The organism is Geovibrio ferrireducens, assembly GCF_026226615.1.
In the GTDB taxonomy this organism is placed as follows: domain Bacteria; phylum Chrysiogenota; class Deferribacteres; order Deferribacterales; family Geovibrionaceae; genus Geovibrio; species Geovibrio ferrireducens.
In genome coordinates this window covers 297,494-317,334 of the sequence record NZ_JAJAPB010000003.1, presented here as the reverse complement: position 1 = coordinate 317,334, position 19,841 = coordinate 297,494, and the positions used below count along the sequence as shown (strand labels likewise).

Here is a 19,841-nt window from a genome sequence, read left to right as displayed (position 1 = left end):
ACCATCCATGGAAATTTTGAATACACGCTCGCGCCTTGCAAAGCAAGGCTTCGCTCCGCACGGCGCAACCCCATCCCTGGGGTTGTTATGTTAAAATTCTGATTATTCTGGGCAGCATGTCCTTTTCGAAGTTGTGGGCTTCGTGACCGCCGGTTTTGAATGGGTAGAAGTTAATTCCGTATTCTGCGCAGGCGTCCTTTATGCCTGCGGGTTCTATTACATCATCATCCATATTCATGAAAACATGGAGGTTCTGTCCGCTCTTTTTCAGTGATTCCGAGCATTTCAGGCTTATCAGCTTCTCCTCGTCGATATGGTCAAGTCCGTCACCCGTGATTTTCAGCATGCGTATGCGTTTGTCCAGATAGAATGACGGATTAACCGCTATCCCTGTCATGTTTTTCTGCGCCGCCATATTGAGAGCAAAGTAACCGCCGAAGGATGAGCCGACAACAGCATCATAGTCTTCCGCATCAGAGAGTTCCGGAGTCCGGTTGTAGGGGTATATATCCACAGTGAAGTGACGTGCGAGGTGAATATATTTCAGGCTGTTTTTTGTATTTACCGATCTCTCAACCACATGGGCAAGCCCCGGAAAGTAAAGTATTCTCATGTTCCTCCCTTTGTGTCAGATTTTATTATAACACAAATTCAAACACCGCTCTTGATTATAATGGACAAAATTTAGTAAACTGAAAAGCTGAAAGTAAGGAAGTGATTATGAAATTAGTCTCATTTAATGTTAACAGCGTCAGGAAGAGGACTGAGCATGTGGCTGCCTTTGCTTCGGCAAACGGGGCGGACATTATTGCGCTTCAGGAAACCAAGACGGAGGATGAGTTTTTTCCTGCTTCTGAGTTCGCCGGGATGGGATTTCACAGCGAATATTACGGACAGAAAACCCATTACGGAGTTGCTGTTCTCTCCGGACAGAAGCCTGTTTATGTGGAAAAGGGGCTGAGGGCGGAAGGTGAGCAGAAGCGTTTTATAATGTGCCGCTTTGAAACGCCGAAGGGGATGCTGAGCGTAATCAACTGCTATTTCCCGCAGGGGGAGAGCAGGGACACCGAAAGAAAATTCACCATGAAGCGCGAATTTTACGCCGGAGTGGCGGAATATATAAAAACAAACTTCAAAGAGACTGATCTTTATGCCCTTGCTGGTGATTTTAATGTGGCTTACACGGACTTGGATGTCGGCATAGGGGCTGACAGCATGAAAAGATGGCTGAAAGAGGGCAAATGCTGTTTTCTTCCTGAGGAGAGGGAGTGGATGAGTATGTTTTTCTCCCTCGGCATGCAGGACAGCTACCGCATAATCCACCCTGAATCTGCTGAGCTTTTCTCATGGTTTGACTACAGAAGCAAAGGCTTCGAGCGTGAGCCTAAACGCGGCCTGCGTATAGATACTGTGCTTGTGAGCCCCGCTCTGGCAGGGCTTACTGTGGGTGCGGGGATAGATTACGAAACAAGGGGGATGAACTCCCCGTCTGATCACTGCCCGGTCTGGGCTGATTTCGACTTATAAGCGGGCTCTGATATGGTGAATATGCTTGTAATGCTCTACAGCTTCATTATGGGAATAGTGATGAAGCGTTCCGGGCGCTTTCCTTCGGGAACGGCCAATGTTCTGAACCAGTTCATCATCAATATAACATTCCCTGCCGTTACACTGCTTTATATCCACCAGCTTGAGTTCAGTTCTGGTCTTATATTTCCCGCTCTCATGGGGATTATAGTATTCGCCTTCGGCGCCGGTTTTTTTCTCATTGTCGGAAAAATGCTTAAGCTTAATGACAGGACTATCGGCTGTCTTATGCTTTCGGGCGGTCTGGGGAACACCTCATTCGTGGGCTTCCCCATGATAAACGCCTTTTATGGTGAGGAGCTTATAGGCATAGGCGTTTTGTGTGATCAGGGCTCATTCTTTGTTCTATCCACACTGGGCATAATGGTTGCGGCAAAATATGCCTCCGGCAGGGTAAGCTCATGGGAAATAGTCCAGAAAGTGCTGATGTTCCCCCCTTTTCAGGCTATGGCGCTGGCACTGATACTCAAGCCTGTGGTTTTTCCCCCCTGGTTCATAGACTTCCTCCGTGCGCTGGGAGCAACCATAACACCGCTGGCTCTTGCCTCAGTTGGTTTTCAGCTTCACTTGGGGGATATAAAAACCGCATACGGCAGGCTTAGCTTAGGTCTTTTTTATAAACTAATTATCGCTCCGCTTGTCATATTTCTGCTGTATGTTTTTGTGTTCGGTGCGCGCGGGCAGGCCATTCAGGTTACTGTGTTTGAGGCGGCCATGGCTCCCATGATCACAGCGAGCATAATCGCAGCGGAAAATGATCTTGACAGGCCTCTTACGGCACTGATGGTTGGGGTAGGCATACCTCTTTCCTTCATCACAGCAGCAGCTTGGTATTACCTGCTGCTGTGGGTATAAAAAATTTATTTAAAGGTAGAATATGTTCATCGAAAAAGTTGCAAGTGAATTTTCGCTCAGACTCAGCAATGTGAAAAACCTTATCGAGCTTCATCTCGAAGGTAACACGGTTCCGTTCATCGCCCGCTACAGAAAGGAAATGACAGGCGGTATGGAGGCGGAGGAGATAAGGGCGGTTATCGAAAGATACGAATACATAGTGAACCTCGAAAAGAGAAAGGAAGAGGTCATCGAGGCCATAAGAGAGCGTGAAAAGCTCACGCCTGAGCTTGAAAAAGCGATCCGCGCCGCAGAAACCCTTAAGGATGTGGAAGACCTGTACGCTCCGTACAAATCCAAGCGTAAAACCAAAGGGGACATAGCCCGTGAGGCGGGGCTTCTTCCGCTGGCGGATTATATAAGAGCCGCTGAGGACTTAAAAGGCCTTGAGGCGGAAGCGGCGAAATACATAAACGAAGCCGTGGCTGATGTTCCCGCAGCCATAGAGATGGCGACAGATATTATCACCGAAGACATAGGCCGTGACCCTGATGTAAGAACCAGAATCCGCGAGCTTTATTCCTCCACCACAGTTGTCTCCTGCGAGAAGCGCAAAGAGGTTACGGAAAGAACGTCCTATGAGGATTACTACGAATACGAAGAGAAGATAACCACACTGCCGCCCCACAGGGTTCTTGCCATTTTCAGGGGAGAGAGGGAGAAGATTCTCAAGGTGAAGCTCAATCCCGATGAGGAGCTTTGTCTTGCGGCTGTAACGGGAATCTCAGCCCAGAAGGGGATGAAGCTGAACAGCATCACCCTGAAATGCGCAAACACTGCCCTCAAAAAGACGATCAGCGTTTCCGCCGAGCTTGATCTCCGCTCCACTCTGAGGGACGAGGCTGAACTTAAGGCGATAGATGTTTTTGCGAAAAACCTTAAAAGCCTTCTGCTGACTCCGAAGGTTAAGGGCAAGGTGATAATGGGTATAGACCCCGCATACAGAACAGGCTGCAAGTTCGCCGTTGTGGACGAAACGGGCAGACTTCTGGACTGGGGGGTGATGTACCCCACCAAGCCGCAGGAGGATGTGGAGGGGAGCCGCAGGCTTTTCCTTAAATCCATGGAGAAATGCGGCGTAACTGCTGTTGCGATCGGTAACGGCACAGGCAGCCGTGAAACAGAGGAGTTCGTGGCGGAACTCATTAAAGACAAGGAACTTAAAATAACATATACCATCGTCAGCGAGGCGGGCGCATCGGTTTACTCGGCGGGCGAGGTTGCCGCGAAGGAATTTCCTGAGCTTGATGTCACCATCAGAGGTGCAATCTCTATCGCCAGAAGGGTTATAGACCCGCTCAGCGAGCTTGTGAAGATAGAGCCCCGCTCAATAGGTGTCGGGATGTATCAGCATGATGTTAACCCGAAAAAGCTTGGTGAAAGCCTTGAAAACGTCGTTGAGGACGTGGTGAACAGCGTCGGTGTGGATCTCAACACCGCAAGCCCGTCACTGCTCCAGTATGTGGCGGGGCTCACAAAAAGCACCGCTGAGAAGATTGTAGCCCTGCGTGAAAAGATAGGCCGCTTCATGAGCCGCAGACAGCTTATGGAAGTGGACGGCATAGGCCAGCAGACCTTCCTCCAGTGCGCGGGTTTCCTCAAGGTTTATGACGGTGAGGAGCCTATGGACGCTATGTTCATACACCCGGAAAGCTACGAGGCAACTTATTCGCTTCTGAACAAGCTTAATATATCATTAAGAAATACGGAGCTCATCCGCCTTGCCCTCAAGAATAAAAATGCCAAAAAGATAGCGGATGAAACAGGCCTCGGCGAATTTACCATGAAAGATATTCTGGAAAACCTTGAAAGGCCGGACAGAGATATAAGGGACAGCCTTGATCCCGTTATATTCAAGAAGGGCGTGGTCAACCTTGAGGACATAAAAGAGGGGATGACGCTTCAGGGTAAGGTGACTAACGTGGTTGATTTCGGCGCGTTTGTTGACCTCGGTCTGAAAAATGACGGCCTCGTGCACATCTCCCACCTTGCGGACAAGTTTGTGAAACACCCGTCCGACATAGTCTCCGTCGGCGATAATGTCCATGTGCGTGTTCTCTCCGTGGACAAGGATAGGGGACGAGTCTCACTCACGATGAAAACGAAATAAGCGGAAACAAGTTCCATGGATGGAACTGCGCCGTGCGTAGCGAAGCCGTGTTTATCACGGTGCGAGCGTGTGTAAAAAACCGACAGGATGTGCGGTTTTTTACTGTCAGGTCAGCTCCATGGATGGATTCTTTAAAATCCTCCCCCGCCCTCCTTTATTAAAGGAGGGTGTTTTTGTCCTTATCTGCAATAGCTTCCCCCTTTTTTAAAGGGGGATTGAGGGGGATTTTGAAATAGCTGATTAAAGACTGCCGACATGAACACAAGGGCAGGATGTGCGGTTTTTTACTGTCAGGACATAGGTTGACATTTGTACATATAGTTGTACATTAAATGGCAGGAGAAAAGTCATGGATGCAAAAAACTACTCGCAGGTGCGTCAGAACATGGCAAGTACCATGGAATATGTCTGTGATACTCACGAACCTGTTATTATCACAAGAAAAAATGCCAAGCCGGTTGTTATGATGTCTTTGGAGAGCTACAACGCTCTTCAGGAAACGGTTTACCTGCTTAAAAGCCCGGAAAATGCGGCAAAGCTTGCAAAAAGTATTGATGAATATGAAAAAGGGAAGACTTTTGCCAGAGAGCTGACAGACGATGATAATCTGGACTGAGACGGCTTGGGAAGATTATCTTTATTGGCAGCAGAACGACCGCAAAGTCCTGAAAAGGATTAATGAGCTTGTCAAAGACATCCGCCGGAATCCGTTTGACGGTTTGGGCAAGCCGGAAGCGCTTAAATTTTCATTAGCAGGAAAATGGTCAAGGCGAATCGATCATGAACACAGGCTTGTGTATCAGATTGATAACAGTCATATAGTTATTTTTCAGTGCAGGTATCACTACTGATACATGCAGCGGCTATCCCTGCCCGACCTCAATCATCGAGGCGGTTTTCGCAGACATGGTTATTATAAGCCCTTCATGGGTATGGAGAACGACATCCTGTTCAGCATCCAGATCCACACGCTTGCCGCTTTCTATTCCTTCCATGCTTATTACAGACCCTACGCATATATCAACACCGCAGAGGAAGGCGGTTATTTTCTTCCCTGCCGCTATGCCGTTAACTTTAAATTCCGCCCCTTTGGGTGAAAATGTGAACTGAAAATTCTTCCTGTTCTCCGTATCGCCTATTATCATTGCGGCTACAGCCTCTGAGATGCGCACACGGTTTTTGTGATTAACCATAACCACATACTCCATTGGGGGCAGGTATTTTATTATTTTCAGCTTTATTCTTTCCTTTATGCCGAGCATGGCGAGTCTGGCGGCGTTTTTATCGCACCTGCCGAGACTGTGAGTGATTACAGTGGATGAAAGAGGGGCAGTGTAAAAGGGTTTCGGCTCTCCTGAACCCGCACGGACGGTGATATGTTTGGCGAGCTGGCCGCTTATCACCCTTACGCCGTTTTTTGTGTCAACTTTGACGGTAGGGCATTTTATATCTTCAGTTTCGAGCTTGGTTACGGCACTGCCTTTATAAAGCCCAAGAGAAGCGAGCTTCTGGGCGGATTCCCCCTGCGGGGTTCCTTTTATTATATAGCAGCGGCCGCTTTCGGCGTTTTGAAGGTTAAGCATCTACTTCTCCTTTTTTCTTTTTACGCCGTATGAGGAGAGGCTGAGGGCGTAAATCAGTGTCGAAAGCGTGGTTCCGTTGTGGAGCAGGGCGCTTGCCAGCGGGCTTATCCTGCCCATGAGCGAGAGAGCGACGGTAGCGGTGTTCACGCCTATGTTAAACCGGAACATCTGCCTTATAACCTTCATGGTTTTCACGGCAAGAACCCTTGCCTTGACTATTCCCATAAGGTCTTCCCGAAGGAGTATGACTGCGGCTGTCTCTTTAGCGAGATCCGCCCCCTGCGGAAGGCTGATGCCCACATCTGCGGTGAGCAGGGCGGGTGCGTCGTTCACCCCGTCTCCTGCGAAGGCGATTCTGCACCCCTGATTCTTAAGCTGTTTCACTATGCCCGCTTTGTCTTCGGGCTTCATTTCATAATAAACTTCGTCTATTCCGAGCAGTTCCGCCACATGCAGTGCGGAATCACGGTGGTCGCCTGTGAGCATTACGGTCTTTTTAACGCCGTGCTTCTTTAACTCTTTTATAACCTGAGCGGATTCATCACGCAAGGTATCTTTGAGCGCAATCAGCCCGCAGAGCTTTCCGTCTATGGCGACATAAAGTATTGTCTGCCCCTTTGTACGCATTTTCCGGGCATCTTCATCAGCGAAACAGCAGACAATTTTTTCATCCTCCGCCACGAAGTGATGGCTCCCCACAAGGACGTTTTTGCCCCCTACATAGGCGGAAACGCCGTGGGCTATGATGAAGTCCACCTCGCCTGTCTGCTCCGTTTTGAGGCCGCGGTTTTCGGCCTCCTTCACAACGGCGGAGGCTATGGGGTGTGAGTAATATTCCTCGGCAGAGGCCGCAATTCTGACTATTTCGTTTTCATTATATCCGTTATAGGGCTGAACCTCCGTCACGGAGAGCATCCCTTTTGTGAGCGTTCCTGTTTTGTCAAAGATGATTGTGTCAATCTCCGCAAGGTTCTCAAGCGCCTGAGCGCCCTTGATGAATATGCCTTCCGTTGCGGCGTTGAACATGCTGGCTTTTATGGCTGTCGGCGTGACAAGCTGGAGTGCGCATGAATAGTCCACGGAAAGAACGGAGGAGGCGCGTCTGAAATCTCTGGTGATAAGCAGTGTCGCAAGCCCTGCGGCAAAGGTCACGGGAACCATTTTGTCAGCCGCGGCGAAGGCTTTCACTTCCGTTCTGGATTTGTTTTTAAGCGAGTTGCTTATGAATTTGGCTATGCGGGCCGTTGTTGTTTCGGAGCCGACCTTTTCGGCTTCGATGATGATTTTTCCTTCCGCCATCACTGTGCCGGAATATACGTAGTCCCCCGGCTTGATATGAACAGGCAGGCTTTCCCCGGTTACTGAGGCCTGATTCACAAGCCCCTCTCCGGAGGCGACTTTGCCGTCCACAGGTATCATCTCCCCGGAACCTGCACGCACCATATCGCCAATCTGGAGGTCACTGACCGCCGTTTTTTCCTCCGACTGCCCCCTGACAACCCAGACGTATTCCACTTCGGGCTTGATGAGGCTTTTCAGCATCTTGTCGGATCTGTACTCGGCGGATTCCTCAAGATAATGCCCCAGATTAAGCAGGAAGGTTATGGAGCCTGCCGTGAAGTAGTCTTTTCTGGCAAGCAGCATGGAGATAACCGCCGCATCCAGCACTTCTACCTTGAGCCCTCTGGTGAACAGGGTTTCTATACCCTCCATGAGGATAGGTGCGGCGCCGAGATAAGTAAGCGGGCGCCTGAGCCCCTGCGGCAGGAACAGCTTGAGAATCCACATTGTTCCCGCCCAGTAGACATTGATTAAATCCGGAGAGTTCTGGAGTTCCTCCTCTGCGTTGAAAACCGTATGGCTGAACGCTGAGAGAACATCCAGAACATCGCCCCGTACATCTGTATTTTTGTCAAAGCTGACCACTGCCGTTTTTGCCTTCTGGTTAACACGGACGGACTTCACGCCCTTAATCTGCTCCAGACCGGATTCCACAAGGGTTGCATCCAGAGCGGGGTTGCCCAGAACGGGAGCCTTGAGGCGGATTCGCCCCGGCATGTCATGCACTATTCCGACTTTTTCCAGTCCGGTGAAAAACATTGAGCCTAAAATGACAGCACCTTCTAACTTTTCATATTTTCAGGGTAAAGGTAGTTGTGGTAAATGCTTAAGCCCACAAGGGCGCACCCGGCGGCTATGTGCACATGCTTAGCCGCCTTGCCTTTACCGAACCCTGAGACAACAGTCGCCGCCATGGTGAGTATCATGGCGTTTTTGACCAGCCTGCGTTTGCGCATTACGGCGGACGGGTTTTTCTTCTTCGCCGCCTTCTTTTCGCCGCTCACGCTTATTCTCCTTCGACTTCCGCCTGAACGTCCCTGATCTGCTCTTTCAGTTCTTCAACGCCGGACTGAAGTCCGCCCCAAACCTTAACAACGCCTTTGACTATGGCTTTTTTAACAGTGGGGTTGGTGAGCAGAAGGGCAATGCCCGCACCCACTGCAAAGCCTTTTACATAGTTGGGCTCACGGAAGTTGAACCACTGTTTAAGGTGGGGGTAAACGGAAGCATCCGCATACTGCTGCTGGGGAGGATAGGGGTAGGGGTAATATCCGTACTGGGGGGCCTGAGGGTTCTGGGGATTCTGTTTCTGATCGCTCATGTTAATCTCCTTTTTTATATATTATTCTGATTTTAAGGGTTCTTCGTCTTTAAGCTTTTCACTGACGGAGGCTGCCGCTTCGCTTACTTTTCCGGCGGCTTTGCCTGCTGCTGCTTTCACTTTTTTACAGACCTTTTTGCCTTCGGTGTCCAGAAGGTATTTTGTGCCTGCGGCAACGGCAAAAACCGTGAGTATGCCGAAAACGCCGCCGAGCCTGAGAAGGCTCACAGCCGCAACGCCCACTGCTGTCGCAGCTCCTGCGCCTGCTGCGTCTTTTGCGGTTCTTTTGGCCGCTTCTTCCTTGGTGATTTTTCCTTCCTTAACATCCTGCGCCTGTTTTGCCGCGGAAACTGCTCCGCCCACTACAGCGCCTGCCGCCGCCCCTATGAGAGAGGCTCCTGCGGCCGCTTTTGCCAGATGGTGCATAAAAATCCTCCTTATTCGGTCTCTTCGGCATCGTCTGTCATGCCGCCGAGTGTTTTAGAGAAAATACTCATCAGTGAATCCTTTATGGAATCGTTGGAAAAGAGCATGGCAACGCCCGCTCCGATCAGCATTCCCTTGATAAAGTCGCTTCCTGACGCATCCGCAATTTTTCCCACTGCGGAAAGATTGGGGTTTTCCTTGATCATGTCCCCGAATTTGCCGAAGATCATGCCGAAGGGGTCTTCCCCGTGGTGCTCTGTGTGCTGTGCCCCATGAGGCATTTGCGGCATATAGCCGTAAGGCGGCTGAGGCGGCATGTAACCGTACGGCGGCGGCGGTGGCGGCATATATCCGTACGGCATCTGAGGCATATACCCGTAAGGCGGCTGAGGCGGCATAAAGCCGTAACCGTAAGGAGGGGGAGGCGGCGGCATATGGCCGTAGGGCAGCTGCTGAAATCCGTATTCAGGCATACCTGTGAACTCTTCTCCGTTTGGTGCGTATCCGTAGGGTATTTCCGTTTGGTTTCCGGCGGGCGCTTCTTCTGCGCTTTCCGGTTTCTCCGATGCTCTGAAGGCATTCTGAGGAGTGTCTTCCGTTGTTTTTTCTTTTCCCGATGCAGAATCTTTCTGCGGCTTATCGGTGCAGCTTTCTTCCTTTACGGGATTTTCCGCATCAGCGGCTTTTTTTCCCATTTACTGCCTCCTTAACTTTGCATGTAAGTGTCCTCGTAACGTTTGAGTATCTCTCTGCAAATTTCTGTATCTTTTGTTGTTATCAGGTTTTCAAATGTTTTCGGGTCTATGATGTTCGGGTCGTAGCGTATAACCACGGAGCGCGCCATTATGTTCACCCTTGTGTCGAGCACACCGGGGAGGCTGCTGCTTATCTGTTCCAGTTTCTTGCTCACGGGATCCTTCACCACGGAAGGGTCAACCTTGAGCCTTATCCTTCCTTCCACATGGTGAGCCACCGTGACGTATTTTTTCGCCGCGATTAAATCTTCGAGCATTTTTCCCCATCCTCCGTTAATTCAACCGCTTCCGTCTCTGCAACGTTGAGAGGCTGCATTTCATATTTTAAAAGTCTGGAAGAGTTTGCCAGAACACCCGCTGTGTGGGCTATGTGCAGGAGACCTGCCATAACCGGAGGCAGAAGCCCCGCCGCGCCGAGAAACGCGCCCGCCACATTTGAGCCTGTTGCGAGCATGAAGTTCTGGTGTATTACTTCCTTTGTTTTTCTGCTGAGTTTTCTCAGGTAAAGTATTTTTTCAAGGTCATCGTCCACAAGGGCTATGTCCGCCGCTTCCACAGCAACGTCAGACCCCGCCGCACCCATGGCTATGCCCAGATCCGCCTTGGCAAGAGCCAGTACATCGTTTATGCCGTCGCCTATCATGGTGACCTTGTGGTACTGCTGAATCTCAGCTACTATGTCCGCCTTCTGTTCGGGCAGAACCGAGTAGTGGCATTTGTTGAAGCCCAGCCTGTCCGCCATGGCCTGAGCGGAGTATTTTTCATCTCCGGTCACAAGGATGAACTCCTTCACCCCTTCCTCACGGAGGCCTTTTATAACAGCCTCAACATTATCCTTCTGCCTGTTTTCCACAGTGAGAATACCGATCGCCCTGCCGTCTTCCGCCACATATATGACGCTTAAACCGAGCTTTTCAGCTTCATCCCGCGCTTTGGTGAGCTTGGAGATATTTATGCCGTATCTGTTCATCAGCTTGGCGTTGCCGATGAAAATCTCCCTGCCCATGGCTTCCGCCCGCACACCCATTCCGAGGATGGTTTCACACACGGCATGGGTGCTTTCCGTGCTGCACATCTCCCGCGCCTTGTCGCGTATCGCCACGGCTACGGGATGCCTGTTGTGAAGCTCCGCTGTATATGCTGAATATATTACATCGTACTCTGTTTTTCCTTTAACGGGGATGATGGAGATAACCTTCGGCTCATCAGTGGTGATTGTGCCTGTTTTGTCAAAGCAGAATGATTCCTGCGAACCTGCTTCCTCAAGGTATCTGCCCCCTTTGATAAGTATACCTCTGGACGCGGCGTTTGAAATGGCCGCACTCACGGCGGAGGATGCGGCGAGAACTGTGGCGCAGGGGCATGTCATCACCAGCAGTACGGAGAATGCCCTGTAAAAATTGCGGGTGATGAGGAAGGTTCCCAGTGTCATCCAGAAGCCTGTGTTCACCAGCCTTCTGGCCAGTCTGTCCGCCTCAAGCTCTATGGGAGCCTTGTTTCCGAGGGAATCTTCCACAAGGCAGAGTATCCTTGAAAGATATGTGGCATCACCCACGTGGCTTGCCTGAACATATATCAGCCCGTTCTGCACGTAGGTTCCGGCGAATACCTGTTCGCCCTCGAAACGGTGCACAAGCTCGCTGCGGCCGTTTATGGAGGCCTCATTTACAGCAGCCTCACCGCAGGTTATGAGCCCGTCAACTGAGATTTTCTCCCCTGTGTGGATGACCACTGTGTCGCCGACGTGAATCTGCTCCACGGGGACTTCAAGCTCCTGTCCGTCTCTGTAGACGAAGGCTGTTTTGGATGTGACATCCAGTATATTTTTTATCGCCTTGCGGGATTTCTCGGTGACATAGCCGTTCAGCAGGTCGCTTCCCGTGTTTACCCAGAGTATCTCAAGTGCTGTGAGCGCTTCGCCCGCTATTGCGGCAGATGCTACACCGGCTCCGAGAAAGCTGTTCAGGGAAACTTTGCCTGTTTTGCCGAAGTCCTTCACAGCCCGTGCTATAATAGGAACAGAGAAAGCGGCTGCTATAAGCCCCAGCGGGCTGAACAGGGACTGGCCGACCGCCAGCCTTAATATTTTTGTGCGTATGAAAACGCCGCCAAGGACGGCGGAAAGTATGCCGAACTCCGTTGCAGTTGTGTCTGCCTTGGGCTCCTCATTCCTCACGCATACGCAGCCCTGCCTCTTGCAGGCGGGTTCTTTTGCCGCTCTGCGCGGGGCGGGTTTCACTTCTGTCACTGCCTTAATCAGCTCCGACGGCAGAACAACGGTGCAGTCATAGTTTATCACTATGCTGCCCCCTATGTGGCTGCATCTCGCACCGCTCACACCCTTAAGGCTACGGAGTGCTTCCTCCACAGCGGAAGCGAGGGAGGGAGAGCCGATCAGATTTTTATATTTCAGGCGGATACGCCCTTTGAGAGAGTGTTTGATTATTATCAATTTAGCCACCTATAACTTTATTAAGAATGATGTTAACAAAGTTAGTTTCTGTCTAATCATATATGCTTTTTGAGGTGATTATCAAGTCAAAATGTTAAAAAATGTCAGATTAAATTGTAAAGATTATCTGCGTATGTCCGGAACTGTCAGGCAGGGGTGAGGTTTTCAAAATATCTGTCAATGAGTTCTGCGGTCTCATCCATGGTTTTCACAGTGTAGATTTCAGTTCTGAAAGCAGTTGATTCGGGCAGACCTTTGGTGAACCAGACGGCATACTTTTTCACAGCGTCCATGTAGTATTTCTCTTCCCTGTACATGGCTTCGTATCTGACCATTCTGTATATGAGCGAGTGTATTTCCTGCGGAGTGAGGTAACCTTCCGGGTTTCTGCCTTCTGCGAGGGCTTTGAAAATCCACGGCGCTTTCATCATGCCTCTGCCGATCATAACCCCTGCTGCTCCTGTTTCAAGCATGCGGCGGCAGGACTCCGTGCAGAAAACGTTTCCGTTGCCTATCACAGGAATGGGGCTTCTCCTCACAGCATCGGCTATCATGGCGTAATCCACATCTCCTGAAAACATCTCGGTTTTGGTGCGTCCGTGGAGGCTAACGGCGTTAATGCCTTCCCCTGCGGCTATTTCCAGCACTTCGGGGTAGTTTATGCTGCTTCTGTCCCAGCCGAGGCGGATTTTAATTGTGAGTGGCTTTTCCGTTGCTTTTCTGGCGGCTCTCACTATTTCCCTGATTTTAGCCGTATCCTTGAGCAGTGCCGCACCGCTGCCGCTTTTCAGAACCTTTTTCACAGGGCAGCCCATGTTTATGTCATAAAACTCAGCCTCTGAGTATTCATCGCACACTTTCAGGGCATCACTGACTGATTCCGGTCTGGAACCGAAAAGCTGAATAGCGTAAGGATTATCCCTTTCTGTGAGGTGAATGTACTCAAGGGTCTTTTTACCGCCCCTGATCAACCCTTCCACGGAGACCATCTCGGAGAAGATGATTCCGTCAAAGAAGTCACGCACAGCCAGTCGGAACGGAGGCGTGCTGACACCGGCCATGGGGGCAGCGACAAAGATATTTTTGCTCAGGGTTTTTGTGATTATGTTATCCGATTTCGGGCTGAGTGTCATAAGCTGTTCCTTCCAGAGAGAAAAATCTGCGCCTGTTGTAAAATCTGCTGGCGGCGTAGGCTATCATATCGCCGTTGTCAGTGCAGAGGCGGAACGAGGGGAAGTACACATTCTCCCCCTTTTTGCAGGAGTTTCTGAAGGCTTCCCTTATGTAGCCGTTGCAGGCAACGCCGCCGGAAACAACGACATTTTCTCTTTTCAGCCTGCGGGCTATGCGCATGGTTTTCAGTACAAGTGTGTCCGCCGCTGTTTTCTGGAATGAGGCGGCGAGGTCTTCGTCAGTGTATATGCCTTTGTTAAGGCTGTTCAGCACGGCGGTTTTGAGACCTGAGAAGCTGAAATTGTCATCTTTTTTCATTGCAACGGGAAGGGGCACAGCGTCCCCTCTGCCGGATTTTGCCAGTTTTTCTATTGCAGGTCCGCCCGGATAGCCGAGGTTAAGCATTTTTGCCACTTTATCAAAGCTTTCACCCGCTGCGTCATCCACTGTTTTTGCCACAAGGCGGAAGTTCAGCGCCGCATCCACATCATAAATATGCGTGTGCCCGCCGCTGATGATCAAAGCGAGGTAAGGGGGTTTAAGCTCCCTGTGCTCAAGCTCTGCGGCGAGAATATGCGCCGAGAGGTGGTTCACGGGCATAACGGGAATCCTGAGTCCGTAGCCCAGCCCCTTGGCAAAGCCCACACCCACAAAAAGCGCCCCGATAAGCCCCGGAGCGTTGGTAACGCCAATTACATCAAGATCAGAGGGCTTGACAGAAGCATCAGCCATACATTTTTCGTAAAGCGGTTCCAGCTTGAGGATGTGGTTTCTGGAGGCGACTTCAGGAACCACTCCGCCGAAGAGGTTATGGATGTCCGCCTGAGAGGCTGTATGGGTGGAGAGAACCCCGCGGGCGGTGTCATACACCGCCATTGAGGTTTCATCGCATGAAGTTTCTATACCTAAAAAAAGCAAAAAGTGTTCCTCTTAAATGTTATTTCCTGTGCGCCAGTTCTTTGATGGAAACAATTCGGACACCCGCCTTTTCCACATCTGCCAGATGTTTTTCAAGGGTGCGCACGGTTTCCTCTCTCAGGTGGCCGATCATGATGAGGCTGCCGTTCTTTTTGGCGAGTTCAACCCCTTCCATGATTTTTTTTCTGATATATGTTTCGTTGTTTTCATTGTCAATGAATTTTCTGTTCTGACCGCACTTCATCCCCTGCTTAAGGCAGACATCATAAGCAACTGACTTGCCGGAGGTATAGCTGTCTATGTAGGTGTCAGTATACTTCTTCATGAAGCCCAGAACCTGCTCCATCTTGGTTTCGCTTTCCGTAAATGCGGAGCCCATGTGGTTATTGAAACCGTCCAGCTTCCCTATCCGCTTAACGTTGTTGTCCGCCTGAGCCTCTATTATGCTGGGGGGCATGTTCAGGAGAACGGCGCCCTTGCCCGGATCAGTATCGGGGTATGATAAGGGTTCCATGGGAAAGTGCAGGAACACTGTCTTCCCGCCTGCGCGGGCGATTTCAGCAGTTTCTGTGTCATGGGGAAGATGGGGAAGTATGGCGAAGGTGACAGGGTATTTGATTGCCGCGAGTCTCTTTGCCAGCGGAACACTGTAGCCGCAGTCATCAATCAGGATCGCCAGCTTCGGGGCATCAGCGGGCAGAACCACTGGCTTGTCCTTATCCTTGGGTTTTTCTGTTTTTTCCACGGGGAAGATCAGTATAATGCTGCCGTTTTCGCCGGATGCGCTGAGGTTGTCGCTGAGGGTTGTCTTAAACCCCAGATTCTCAAGCATGGGTCTGAGTTCTTCTGTGAGTTCGTCCTTTTTATCCTCAGGCAGACTGATTACATATGTGATGACAGGAACGCTTCCGTCATCCATTTTGCGCGACTTGATGGTTTCGCTGCTGATTCCGAGATTAAACATGACGAGCTTAAGCGCCTTGTCCGCCTCTTCGACGGTGGCGGATTTGTTATCCTTTGTCACCACCTCTTCCTGAACAGAGCTCAGCGGGGATTTTATCTCTTTTTTCTCAGTGAGTTCGCCTTTGCCGGCGGCCTTCATTCCGAGGTAAATTCCCAGAAGAAGCACTAAAACGGCGGCAAGAATGCCGCCGAGTATATATAACTGTTTTGAAGAGGCGGTTTTACCCGCCCCTGTTGTTCTGCGTCTTCCCGGTTTGCGTGCCGGTTTTTTTCTTTCAGCCATTTTTTATCATTTCCCTCAGTTTTTCCACAGCGGCTTTAAGCTGTTCGTCCCTCTGGAGGTCGATCACAGGCTTGCTTATATCAGCGGCGAGCTTGTCTATCTCTTCCTGAGTAAGGGTAACGTTATCCGAAACATCCTCAACAGAAAGGTCGGGCTCTATGCCCTTATCGTGGATCATTCTGCCTTTGGGCGTGTAGTATTTCGCCGTTGTGAGTTTGACAGCGGAACCGTCCCTGAGAGGTATTATCGACTGAACTGAGGCTTTGCCGTAGGTTTTTTTACCGACAAGAACGCCTCTTTTATAGTCCTGAATGGCTCCGGCGAGGATTTCGGACGCTGAGGCCGATCCTTCGTTAACAAGGAGCACAAGCGGGGTTTTCTCCTCCCTCAGGGTGAATGTGGATGACTTGAAGTGCTGATCCTTGCCTGTTCTGTCCTTGGTGTACACAACCTCTTTGCCGGAGGGGAGGAATATGCTTGAAACATTTATAGCCTCGCTGAGCAGACCGCCGGGGTTATTGCGCAGGTCAACTATTATGCCCTTATATTTATTTTTTCTCAGCTGTTCGATTGCGGTTTTGATCTCTCCGGATACATCCTCTTTGAACTGGGTTACCCTTATGTAGGCAACATCCTTGCCGATCATGTCCGCCTTAACTGCCTTAACCTTGATGATGGCTCTGGTGAGGGTCACGTCAAAGGGTTTCGGGATGCTGTCGCGGTGGATGGTTACTGTGATGTTTGTTCCGGGCTTGCCCCTGAGCTTGTTAACCGCATCTTCAAGGGACAGGCCTGTTGTGGCGTTGTCTTCTATCTTGATGATTTTATCGCCGGATTTGAGTCCGGCTCTGAATGCGGGCGTGTCCTCAATGGGGGCTATAACGGTGAGGATATTGTCCCTCATGCCTATGGTTATGCCCAGTCCGCCGAACTCACCCTTGGTCTCCACCTGAAAGTCCTTGTACTCTTTTTCGGTGAAGTAGGTTGAGTGGGGGTCAAGACCCTGAAGCATGCCTTTTATGGCTCCGTCCACAAGGGTTTTGTTCTCAACAGGCTCAACATAGTTTTTTTCTATCAGATACATAACTTCCGTGAACGAGTCCAGGTTTTCATACCTGCTGGACTTGGCGGAAGCTGTGCCGGTTTCCTTGATGAATATTCCCGAAGCGGCCAGAAAAATAAGAAGGGCGGACGCTGCGAGAAGCGGTAAAAGTTTCTTTTTGAAGTTCATACTGTTTATCTCCTAACGGGTTTAAGCCACTCAGCAGGGTTGAGAGCTTCGTTATGCTTACGTATTTCAAAGTAAAGATAAGGCGTTTCAGGCTGCTGGTCAACAGCTACGGAGCCTATTGCCTGTCCTGCGGCCACATTGTTTCCGGTCTGCACGTTTACTCTGCCCATATTTGCGTACAGAGAGTAGTATGCGCCGGGGTGTCCGACAATGACCAGATTTCCGAACCCTCTTATGTTATCCACATATTTTACCGTTCCCTCGGATACAGCCCGCACATCTCCGTGTTTTGAAGGGCTGATTTTTATTCCCTTATTCTGAATTGTACCCTGAAAACCCTCAACTTTCTTGGGGCCGAAAAATTCTATGATTTCTCCCTCCAGGGGCCAGTCCATCTTTCCCTTAAGCCTTCCGAACAGGGTTGCGTCCCCTTCATCGGCCTTTTCCTTTTTACGGTTTTCCTCAAGCTGAACACGGATTCTGTCCATCTTTTTTTCAAAATCCTGCTGTTTTTGGCTGAGGATTTTTATGTATTCCCGCTTGCTTTCCTTATCCTGTTCCATGACAGCAACAAGCTGGTTTAGTTTTGTTTTTTCTGTGTTGTACTCATCCACTAGACGCTGCTTCATGCGGAGAAGATGCTCAATATCGCGGGACTTTCCTTCTTTTTCATCCTTTACCTGCCGGAGGCGGGCGGATTTGGCGGCAATTTCATCCGCTTTTTTCATCAGGATAGTGTTTATATTTTCCACTATCTCCATGTTTTTTATGGTGTCCCTTGATTCTCTGGTGAAGAGCAGAAGCTTGATATTCACATACTCTATGTTGTCAATCAGGTAAATGTTGCTGGTCTCCACCGAGTCCCTTATGGTGGCTATTTCGCTGTTGAGTGTTTTTGTTTCCCTTTCCAGCGCCTGAACCTCTCTCCTGAGCTGCACGGACTCCCCGGTGAGTTCGGAGATCATTTTTCCCTGCACATCCAGAGTTTCGTTGAGGTTATCCACCTTTAGGGCAACGGTTTTTTTGGTATTATCAATTTTGTCGATCTGTCTGCGTTCCTCGTCCAGCCGTTTTTTTATGTCGGTCAGGTAGCTTCTGGTTTCCTTAAGCCTGTCTTCGTAATAATCGGCAGAGGCGTATGCGGCTGTGAGCAGCAGCAGGCCTGCGGCGGCGGCTTTAAGATTCATTTATGCTTTTCACCTTATTCAGGAAGGAGGCAACGCTTATCATACTGGCTACCGCGCTTATAACCGCAAGGTAGACATAGGTTTTGATAAAGTAGAAAATATCAGGGAGCACAATGAAGTTAAGACCCACAGGGGCAAGCAGCTTAACGTTCAGAAACAGCATGAACAGATACACAAATGAGGATGATATGGCGTAGGCTATGCTTATCTCCACGAATGAGCAGATCATGTACGGGGTCTCTATAAATGTTCTGGTCGCGCCCACGAGGTTGTAGATTTTAATATCCTCCCTGTAGCGGAACAGGCTGAGGCGGATTGTGTTGAAAATTATTATGCCCACGGAAACGGTGAGCAGCAGGGTGAGCACCACCAGAAAGATTTTCACCGCTGAGCGTATATCATTGAAGTTCTGAATCCATTTTTCACCGTAGCTTGCCACATCAACATTGGCAAGAGCCATTACCCTGCGCTCCATCTCCCTGAGGCGGGTAACATCCTGAAAGTCTTCCTTTATGCTTATTTCTATAAAAGCCGGGAAAAGCTCGGCGGGTATTTTGTCCAGATAGTTTATGTTTACCGTGGAGCCTTTCAGGTAGTTATATGCGTCATCGGGCGAGTAATACTTAAGGCTTTCCACCCCGTCTGTCTCCTCAAGCTGTTTCAAAAGAGCTTCAATGGAGGTTTTGGAGGATGACTTAACATAAACCCTCATGGAATCGGTCTTGGTGATCTCTTTCAGGAAGGTGTCAGACGAACTGCCGATTATCACGAAGGTGCTGTAGATGAAAAGCACTGTTATAACTGTTATGACGGATGCGAGGTTAAGGGAGAGGGTTTCCCTGAAAAGTCTGAACCCGTTGCGGAGAACAACGCTAATCTTCATCGTTTTCCTCCTTTTCGGGGGCTTTGAAGCCTGTGGCGCTGTCTGATTTTATTTTGCCGTATTTCAGTTCCACCATCCGAGCCGGAAAGTGCTCCATCAGCCTCTGGTCATGGGTTGCGACTATAACTGTGGAGCCCTTGTCCCTGTTTTCGAGGAGCAGGCGCATTATGGAATCTGCGTTATCGTTATCAAGGTTCCCCGTGGGCTCATCCGCCAGAATTACCTTCGGTTCGTTTATCAGGGCACGGGCTATTGCCACCCTCTGCTTTTCACCGCCGGAGAGCTTTTTCACAATTGTGTCACGCTTAACGAAGATGCCCAGCTTCCGCAGAAGGGGGAATATCTTTTCCTCCATCACTTTCGGCTTGAGGTAATATATCTCAAGCGCCATGCGGAGATTATCATAAACCGTTTTTTCCTCAAGAAGCTTAAAGTCCTGAAAAACTACGCCTATGCTGCGTCTGAGGTATGGGATTGTCTTATGGTTCATATTGCTGACATTCTGACCGTCCACCATGACTATGCCTCTGGTGGGGTTGAGATCGGCGTAAATCAGCCTGAGCAGTGTGGATTTCCCGGCTCCGCTTTCCCCGGTAATATAGAGGAACTCGCCGGGGGCGACCTTGAGGTTTACACCGTCCAGAGCTTTCTTTTCGCCAAAAAAAGATACGTTAACATTGTATAGCTTTATCATACCGAAAATCTTAAGGAATTACGGCGCACACAAATGCGCC

The 19,841-nt window shown here is 49.9% G+C and carries 21 protein-coding genes; 5 read left to right on the top strand and 16 right to left on the bottom strand.

Annotation, left to right across the window (positions count from 1 at the left end):
* Positions 1–85: 85 nt before the first annotated feature.
* Positions 86–613, bottom strand: a complete 528-nt coding sequence (locus tag OSQ85_RS05285; protein WP_265821801.1) for a YqiA/YcfP family alpha/beta fold hydrolase — start codon at positions 611–613, stop codon at positions 86–88.
* 107 nt (positions 614–720) lie between these two features.
* On the opposite strand from OSQ85_RS05285, the gene xthA reads away from it, so the two are divergent.
* From xthA to OSQ85_RS05260, 5 genes are all read left to right on the top strand, one after another.
* A complete protein-coding gene (gene xthA / locus OSQ85_RS05280; RefSeq protein ID WP_265821800.1) occupies positions 721–1,527 on the top strand; it encodes an exodeoxyribonuclease III in 807 nt (268 codons plus the stop codon).
* Between the two features lie 12 nt (positions 1,528–1,539).
* Entirely contained in the window at positions 1,540–2,442 is a 903-nt protein-coding gene (locus OSQ85_RS05275; RefSeq protein ID WP_265821799.1) for an AEC family transporter, read from the top strand.
* Positions 2,443–2,464: 22 nt separating this feature from the next.
* On the top strand, positions 2,465–4,591 hold the full coding sequence (locus tag OSQ85_RS05270; protein ID WP_265821798.1) for a Tex-like N-terminal domain-containing protein: 2,127 nt from the start codon (positions 2,465–2,467) through the stop codon (positions 4,589–4,591).
* A gap of 349 nt (positions 4,592–4,940) precedes the next feature.
* Positions 4,941–5,207 carry a type II toxin-antitoxin system Phd/YefM family antitoxin gene (locus OSQ85_RS05265; RefSeq protein WP_265821797.1) on the top strand — a complete coding sequence of 89 codons (267 nt, stop codon included), beginning with the start codon at positions 4,941–4,943 and terminating at the stop codon, positions 5,205–5,207.
* A complete protein-coding gene (locus OSQ85_RS05260) occupies positions 5,191–5,442 on the top strand; it encodes a Txe/YoeB family addiction module toxin (RefSeq protein ID WP_265821796.1) in 252 nt (83 codons plus the stop codon). The genes OSQ85_RS05265 and OSQ85_RS05260 overlap by 17 nt, the downstream gene beginning before the upstream one ends.
* A 12-nt stretch (positions 5,443–5,454) precedes the next feature.
* Here the strand turns inward: OSQ85_RS05260 and OSQ85_RS05255 are convergent, their stop codons facing one another.
* From OSQ85_RS05255 to ftsE, 15 genes are all read right to left on the bottom strand, one after another.
* Complete coding sequence (locus OSQ85_RS05255) at positions 5,455–6,174, bottom strand: hypothetical protein (protein ID WP_265821795.1); 720 nt, start codon at positions 6,172–6,174, stop codon at positions 5,455–5,457.
* Positions 6,175–8,274 (bottom strand): heavy metal translocating P-type ATPase, encoded by a 2,100-nt coding sequence (locus OSQ85_RS05250; RefSeq protein WP_265821794.1) that lies wholly within the window; start codon positions 8,272–8,274, stop codon positions 6,175–6,177.
* A gap of 23 nt (positions 8,275–8,297) precedes the next feature.
* Positions 8,298–8,519: a hypothetical protein gene (locus OSQ85_RS05245; RefSeq protein ID WP_265821793.1), complete on the bottom strand. Its 222-nt coding sequence runs from the start codon at positions 8,517–8,519 to the stop codon at positions 8,298–8,300.
* A 2-nt stretch (positions 8,520–8,521) separates the two neighbouring features.
* Positions 8,522–8,836, bottom strand: coding sequence for a YtxH domain-containing protein (locus tag OSQ85_RS05240; protein WP_265821792.1), 315 nt, complete (start codon positions 8,834–8,836; stop codon positions 8,522–8,524).
* Between the two features lie 21 nt (positions 8,837–8,857).
* On the bottom strand, positions 8,858–9,262 hold the full coding sequence (locus OSQ85_RS05235) for a hypothetical protein (RefSeq protein ID WP_265821791.1): 405 nt from the start codon (positions 9,260–9,262) through the stop codon (positions 8,858–8,860).
* Between the two features lie 11 nt (positions 9,263–9,273).
* Complete coding sequence (locus tag OSQ85_RS05230; RefSeq protein WP_265821790.1) at positions 9,274–9,957, bottom strand: hypothetical protein; 684 nt, start codon at positions 9,955–9,957, stop codon at positions 9,274–9,276.
* An 11-nt stretch (positions 9,958–9,968) separates the two neighbouring features.
* The gene (locus tag OSQ85_RS05225) at positions 9,969–10,274 is read right to left on the bottom strand and encodes an HMA2 domain-containing protein (protein ID WP_265821789.1); all 306 of its coding nucleotides are present in this window, start codon (positions 10,272–10,274) and stop codon (positions 9,969–9,971) included.
* The gene (locus OSQ85_RS05220; protein ID WP_265821788.1) at positions 10,259–12,469 is read right to left on the bottom strand and encodes a heavy metal translocating P-type ATPase; all 2,211 of its coding nucleotides are present in this window, start codon (positions 12,467–12,469) and stop codon (positions 10,259–10,261) included. The genes OSQ85_RS05225 and OSQ85_RS05220 overlap by 16 nt, the downstream gene beginning before the upstream one ends.
* A 146-nt stretch (positions 12,470–12,615) precedes the next feature.
* Positions 12,616–13,602: a tRNA dihydrouridine synthase gene (locus OSQ85_RS05215; RefSeq protein WP_265821787.1), complete on the bottom strand. Its 987-nt coding sequence runs from the start codon at positions 13,600–13,602 to the stop codon at positions 12,616–12,618.
* Positions 13,577–14,560 (bottom strand): tRNA (adenosine(37)-N6)-threonylcarbamoyltransferase complex transferase subunit TsaD, encoded by a 984-nt coding sequence (tsaD, locus tag OSQ85_RS05210; protein WP_265821786.1) that lies wholly within the window; start codon positions 14,558–14,560, stop codon positions 13,577–13,579. Before tsaD ends, OSQ85_RS05215 begins: the two co-directional genes overlap by 26 nt.
* A 19-nt stretch (positions 14,561–14,579) precedes the next feature.
* On the bottom strand, positions 14,580–15,806 hold the full coding sequence (locus OSQ85_RS05205) for a divergent polysaccharide deacetylase family protein (RefSeq protein WP_265821785.1): 1,227 nt from the start codon (positions 15,804–15,806) through the stop codon (positions 14,580–14,582).
* The gene (locus OSQ85_RS05200) at positions 15,799–17,037 is read right to left on the bottom strand and encodes a S41 family peptidase (protein WP_265821784.1); all 1,239 of its coding nucleotides are present in this window, start codon (positions 17,035–17,037) and stop codon (positions 15,799–15,801) included. Before OSQ85_RS05200 ends, OSQ85_RS05205 begins: the two co-directional genes overlap by 8 nt.
* Positions 17,038–17,042: 5 nt before the next feature.
* Positions 17,043–18,224, bottom strand: coding sequence for a murein hydrolase activator EnvC family protein (locus tag OSQ85_RS05195; protein WP_265821783.1), 1,182 nt, complete (start codon positions 18,222–18,224; stop codon positions 17,043–17,045).
* Entirely contained in the window at positions 18,214–19,107 is an 894-nt protein-coding gene (locus tag OSQ85_RS05190) for a cell division protein FtsX (protein WP_265821782.1), read from the bottom strand. The genes OSQ85_RS05195 and OSQ85_RS05190 overlap by 11 nt, the downstream gene beginning before the upstream one ends.
* Positions 19,097–19,801, bottom strand: coding sequence for a cell division ATP-binding protein FtsE (ftsE, locus tag OSQ85_RS05185; RefSeq protein ID WP_265821781.1), 705 nt, complete (start codon positions 19,799–19,801; stop codon positions 19,097–19,099). The genes OSQ85_RS05190 and ftsE overlap by 11 nt, the downstream gene beginning before the upstream one ends.
* Positions 19,802–19,841 lie beyond the last annotated feature (40 nt).

What these genes read in the sequence shown, in the direction of transcription:
- OSQ85_RS05285 (WP_265821801.1), bottom strand. Translation starts at nt 613, where the DNA reads ATGAGAATACTTTACTTTCCGGGGCTTGCCCATGTGGTTGAGAGATCG.
- xthA (WP_265821800.1), top strand. Translation starts at nt 721, where the DNA reads ATGAAATTAGTCTCATTTAATGTTAACAGCGTCAGGAAGAGGACTGAG.
- OSQ85_RS05275 (WP_265821799.1), top strand. Translation starts at nt 1,540, where the DNA reads ATGGTGAATATGCTTGTAATGCTCTACAGCTTCATTATGGGAATAGTG.
- OSQ85_RS05270 (WP_265821798.1), top strand. Translation starts at nt 2,465, where the DNA reads ATGTTCATCGAAAAAGTTGCAAGTGAATTTTCGCTCAGACTCAGCAAT.
- OSQ85_RS05265 (WP_265821797.1), top strand. Translation starts at nt 4,941, where the DNA reads ATGGATGCAAAAAACTACTCGCAGGTGCGTCAGAACATGGCAAGTACC.
- OSQ85_RS05260 (WP_265821796.1), top strand. Translation starts at nt 5,191, where the DNA reads ATGATAATCTGGACTGAGACGGCTTGGGAAGATTATCTTTATTGGCAG.
- OSQ85_RS05255 (WP_265821795.1), bottom strand. Translation starts at nt 6,174, where the DNA reads ATGCTTAACCTTCAAAACGCCGAAAGCGGCCGCTGCTATATAATAAAA.
- OSQ85_RS05250 (WP_265821794.1), bottom strand. Translation starts at nt 8,274, where the DNA reads ATGTTTTTCACCGGACTGGAAAAAGTCGGAATAGTGCATGACATGCCG.
- OSQ85_RS05240 (WP_265821792.1), bottom strand. Translation starts at nt 8,836, where the DNA reads ATGAGCGATCAGAAACAGAATCCCCAGAACCCTCAGGCCCCCCAGTAC.
- OSQ85_RS05235 (WP_265821791.1), bottom strand. Translation starts at nt 9,262, where the DNA reads ATGCACCATCTGGCAAAAGCGGCCGCAGGAGCCTCTCTCATAGGGGCG.
- OSQ85_RS05230 (WP_265821790.1), bottom strand. Translation starts at nt 9,957, where the DNA reads ATGGGAAAAAAAGCCGCTGATGCGGAAAATCCCGTAAAGGAAGAAAGC.
- OSQ85_RS05225 (WP_265821789.1), bottom strand. Translation starts at nt 10,274, where the DNA reads ATGCTCGAAGATTTAATCGCGGCGAAAAAATACGTCACGGTGGCTCAC.
- OSQ85_RS05215 (WP_265821787.1), bottom strand. Translation starts at nt 13,602, where the DNA reads ATGACACTCAGCCCGAAATCGGATAACATAATCACAAAAACCCTGAGC.
- OSQ85_RS05205 (WP_265821785.1), bottom strand. Translation starts at nt 15,806, where the DNA reads ATGGCTGAAAGAAAAAAACCGGCACGCAAACCGGGAAGACGCAGAACA.
- OSQ85_RS05200 (WP_265821784.1), bottom strand. Translation starts at nt 17,037, where the DNA reads ATGAACTTCAAAAAGAAACTTTTACCGCTTCTCGCAGCGTCCGCCCTT.
- OSQ85_RS05195 (WP_265821783.1), bottom strand. Translation starts at nt 18,224, where the DNA reads ATGAATCTTAAAGCCGCCGCCGCAGGCCTGCTGCTGCTCACAGCCGCA.
- OSQ85_RS05190 (WP_265821782.1), bottom strand. Translation starts at nt 19,107, where the DNA reads ATGAAGATTAGCGTTGTTCTCCGCAACGGGTTCAGACTTTTCAGGGAA.
- ftsE (WP_265821781.1), bottom strand. Translation starts at nt 19,801, where the DNA reads ATGATAAAGCTATACAATGTTAACGTATCTTTTTTTGGCGAAAAGAAA.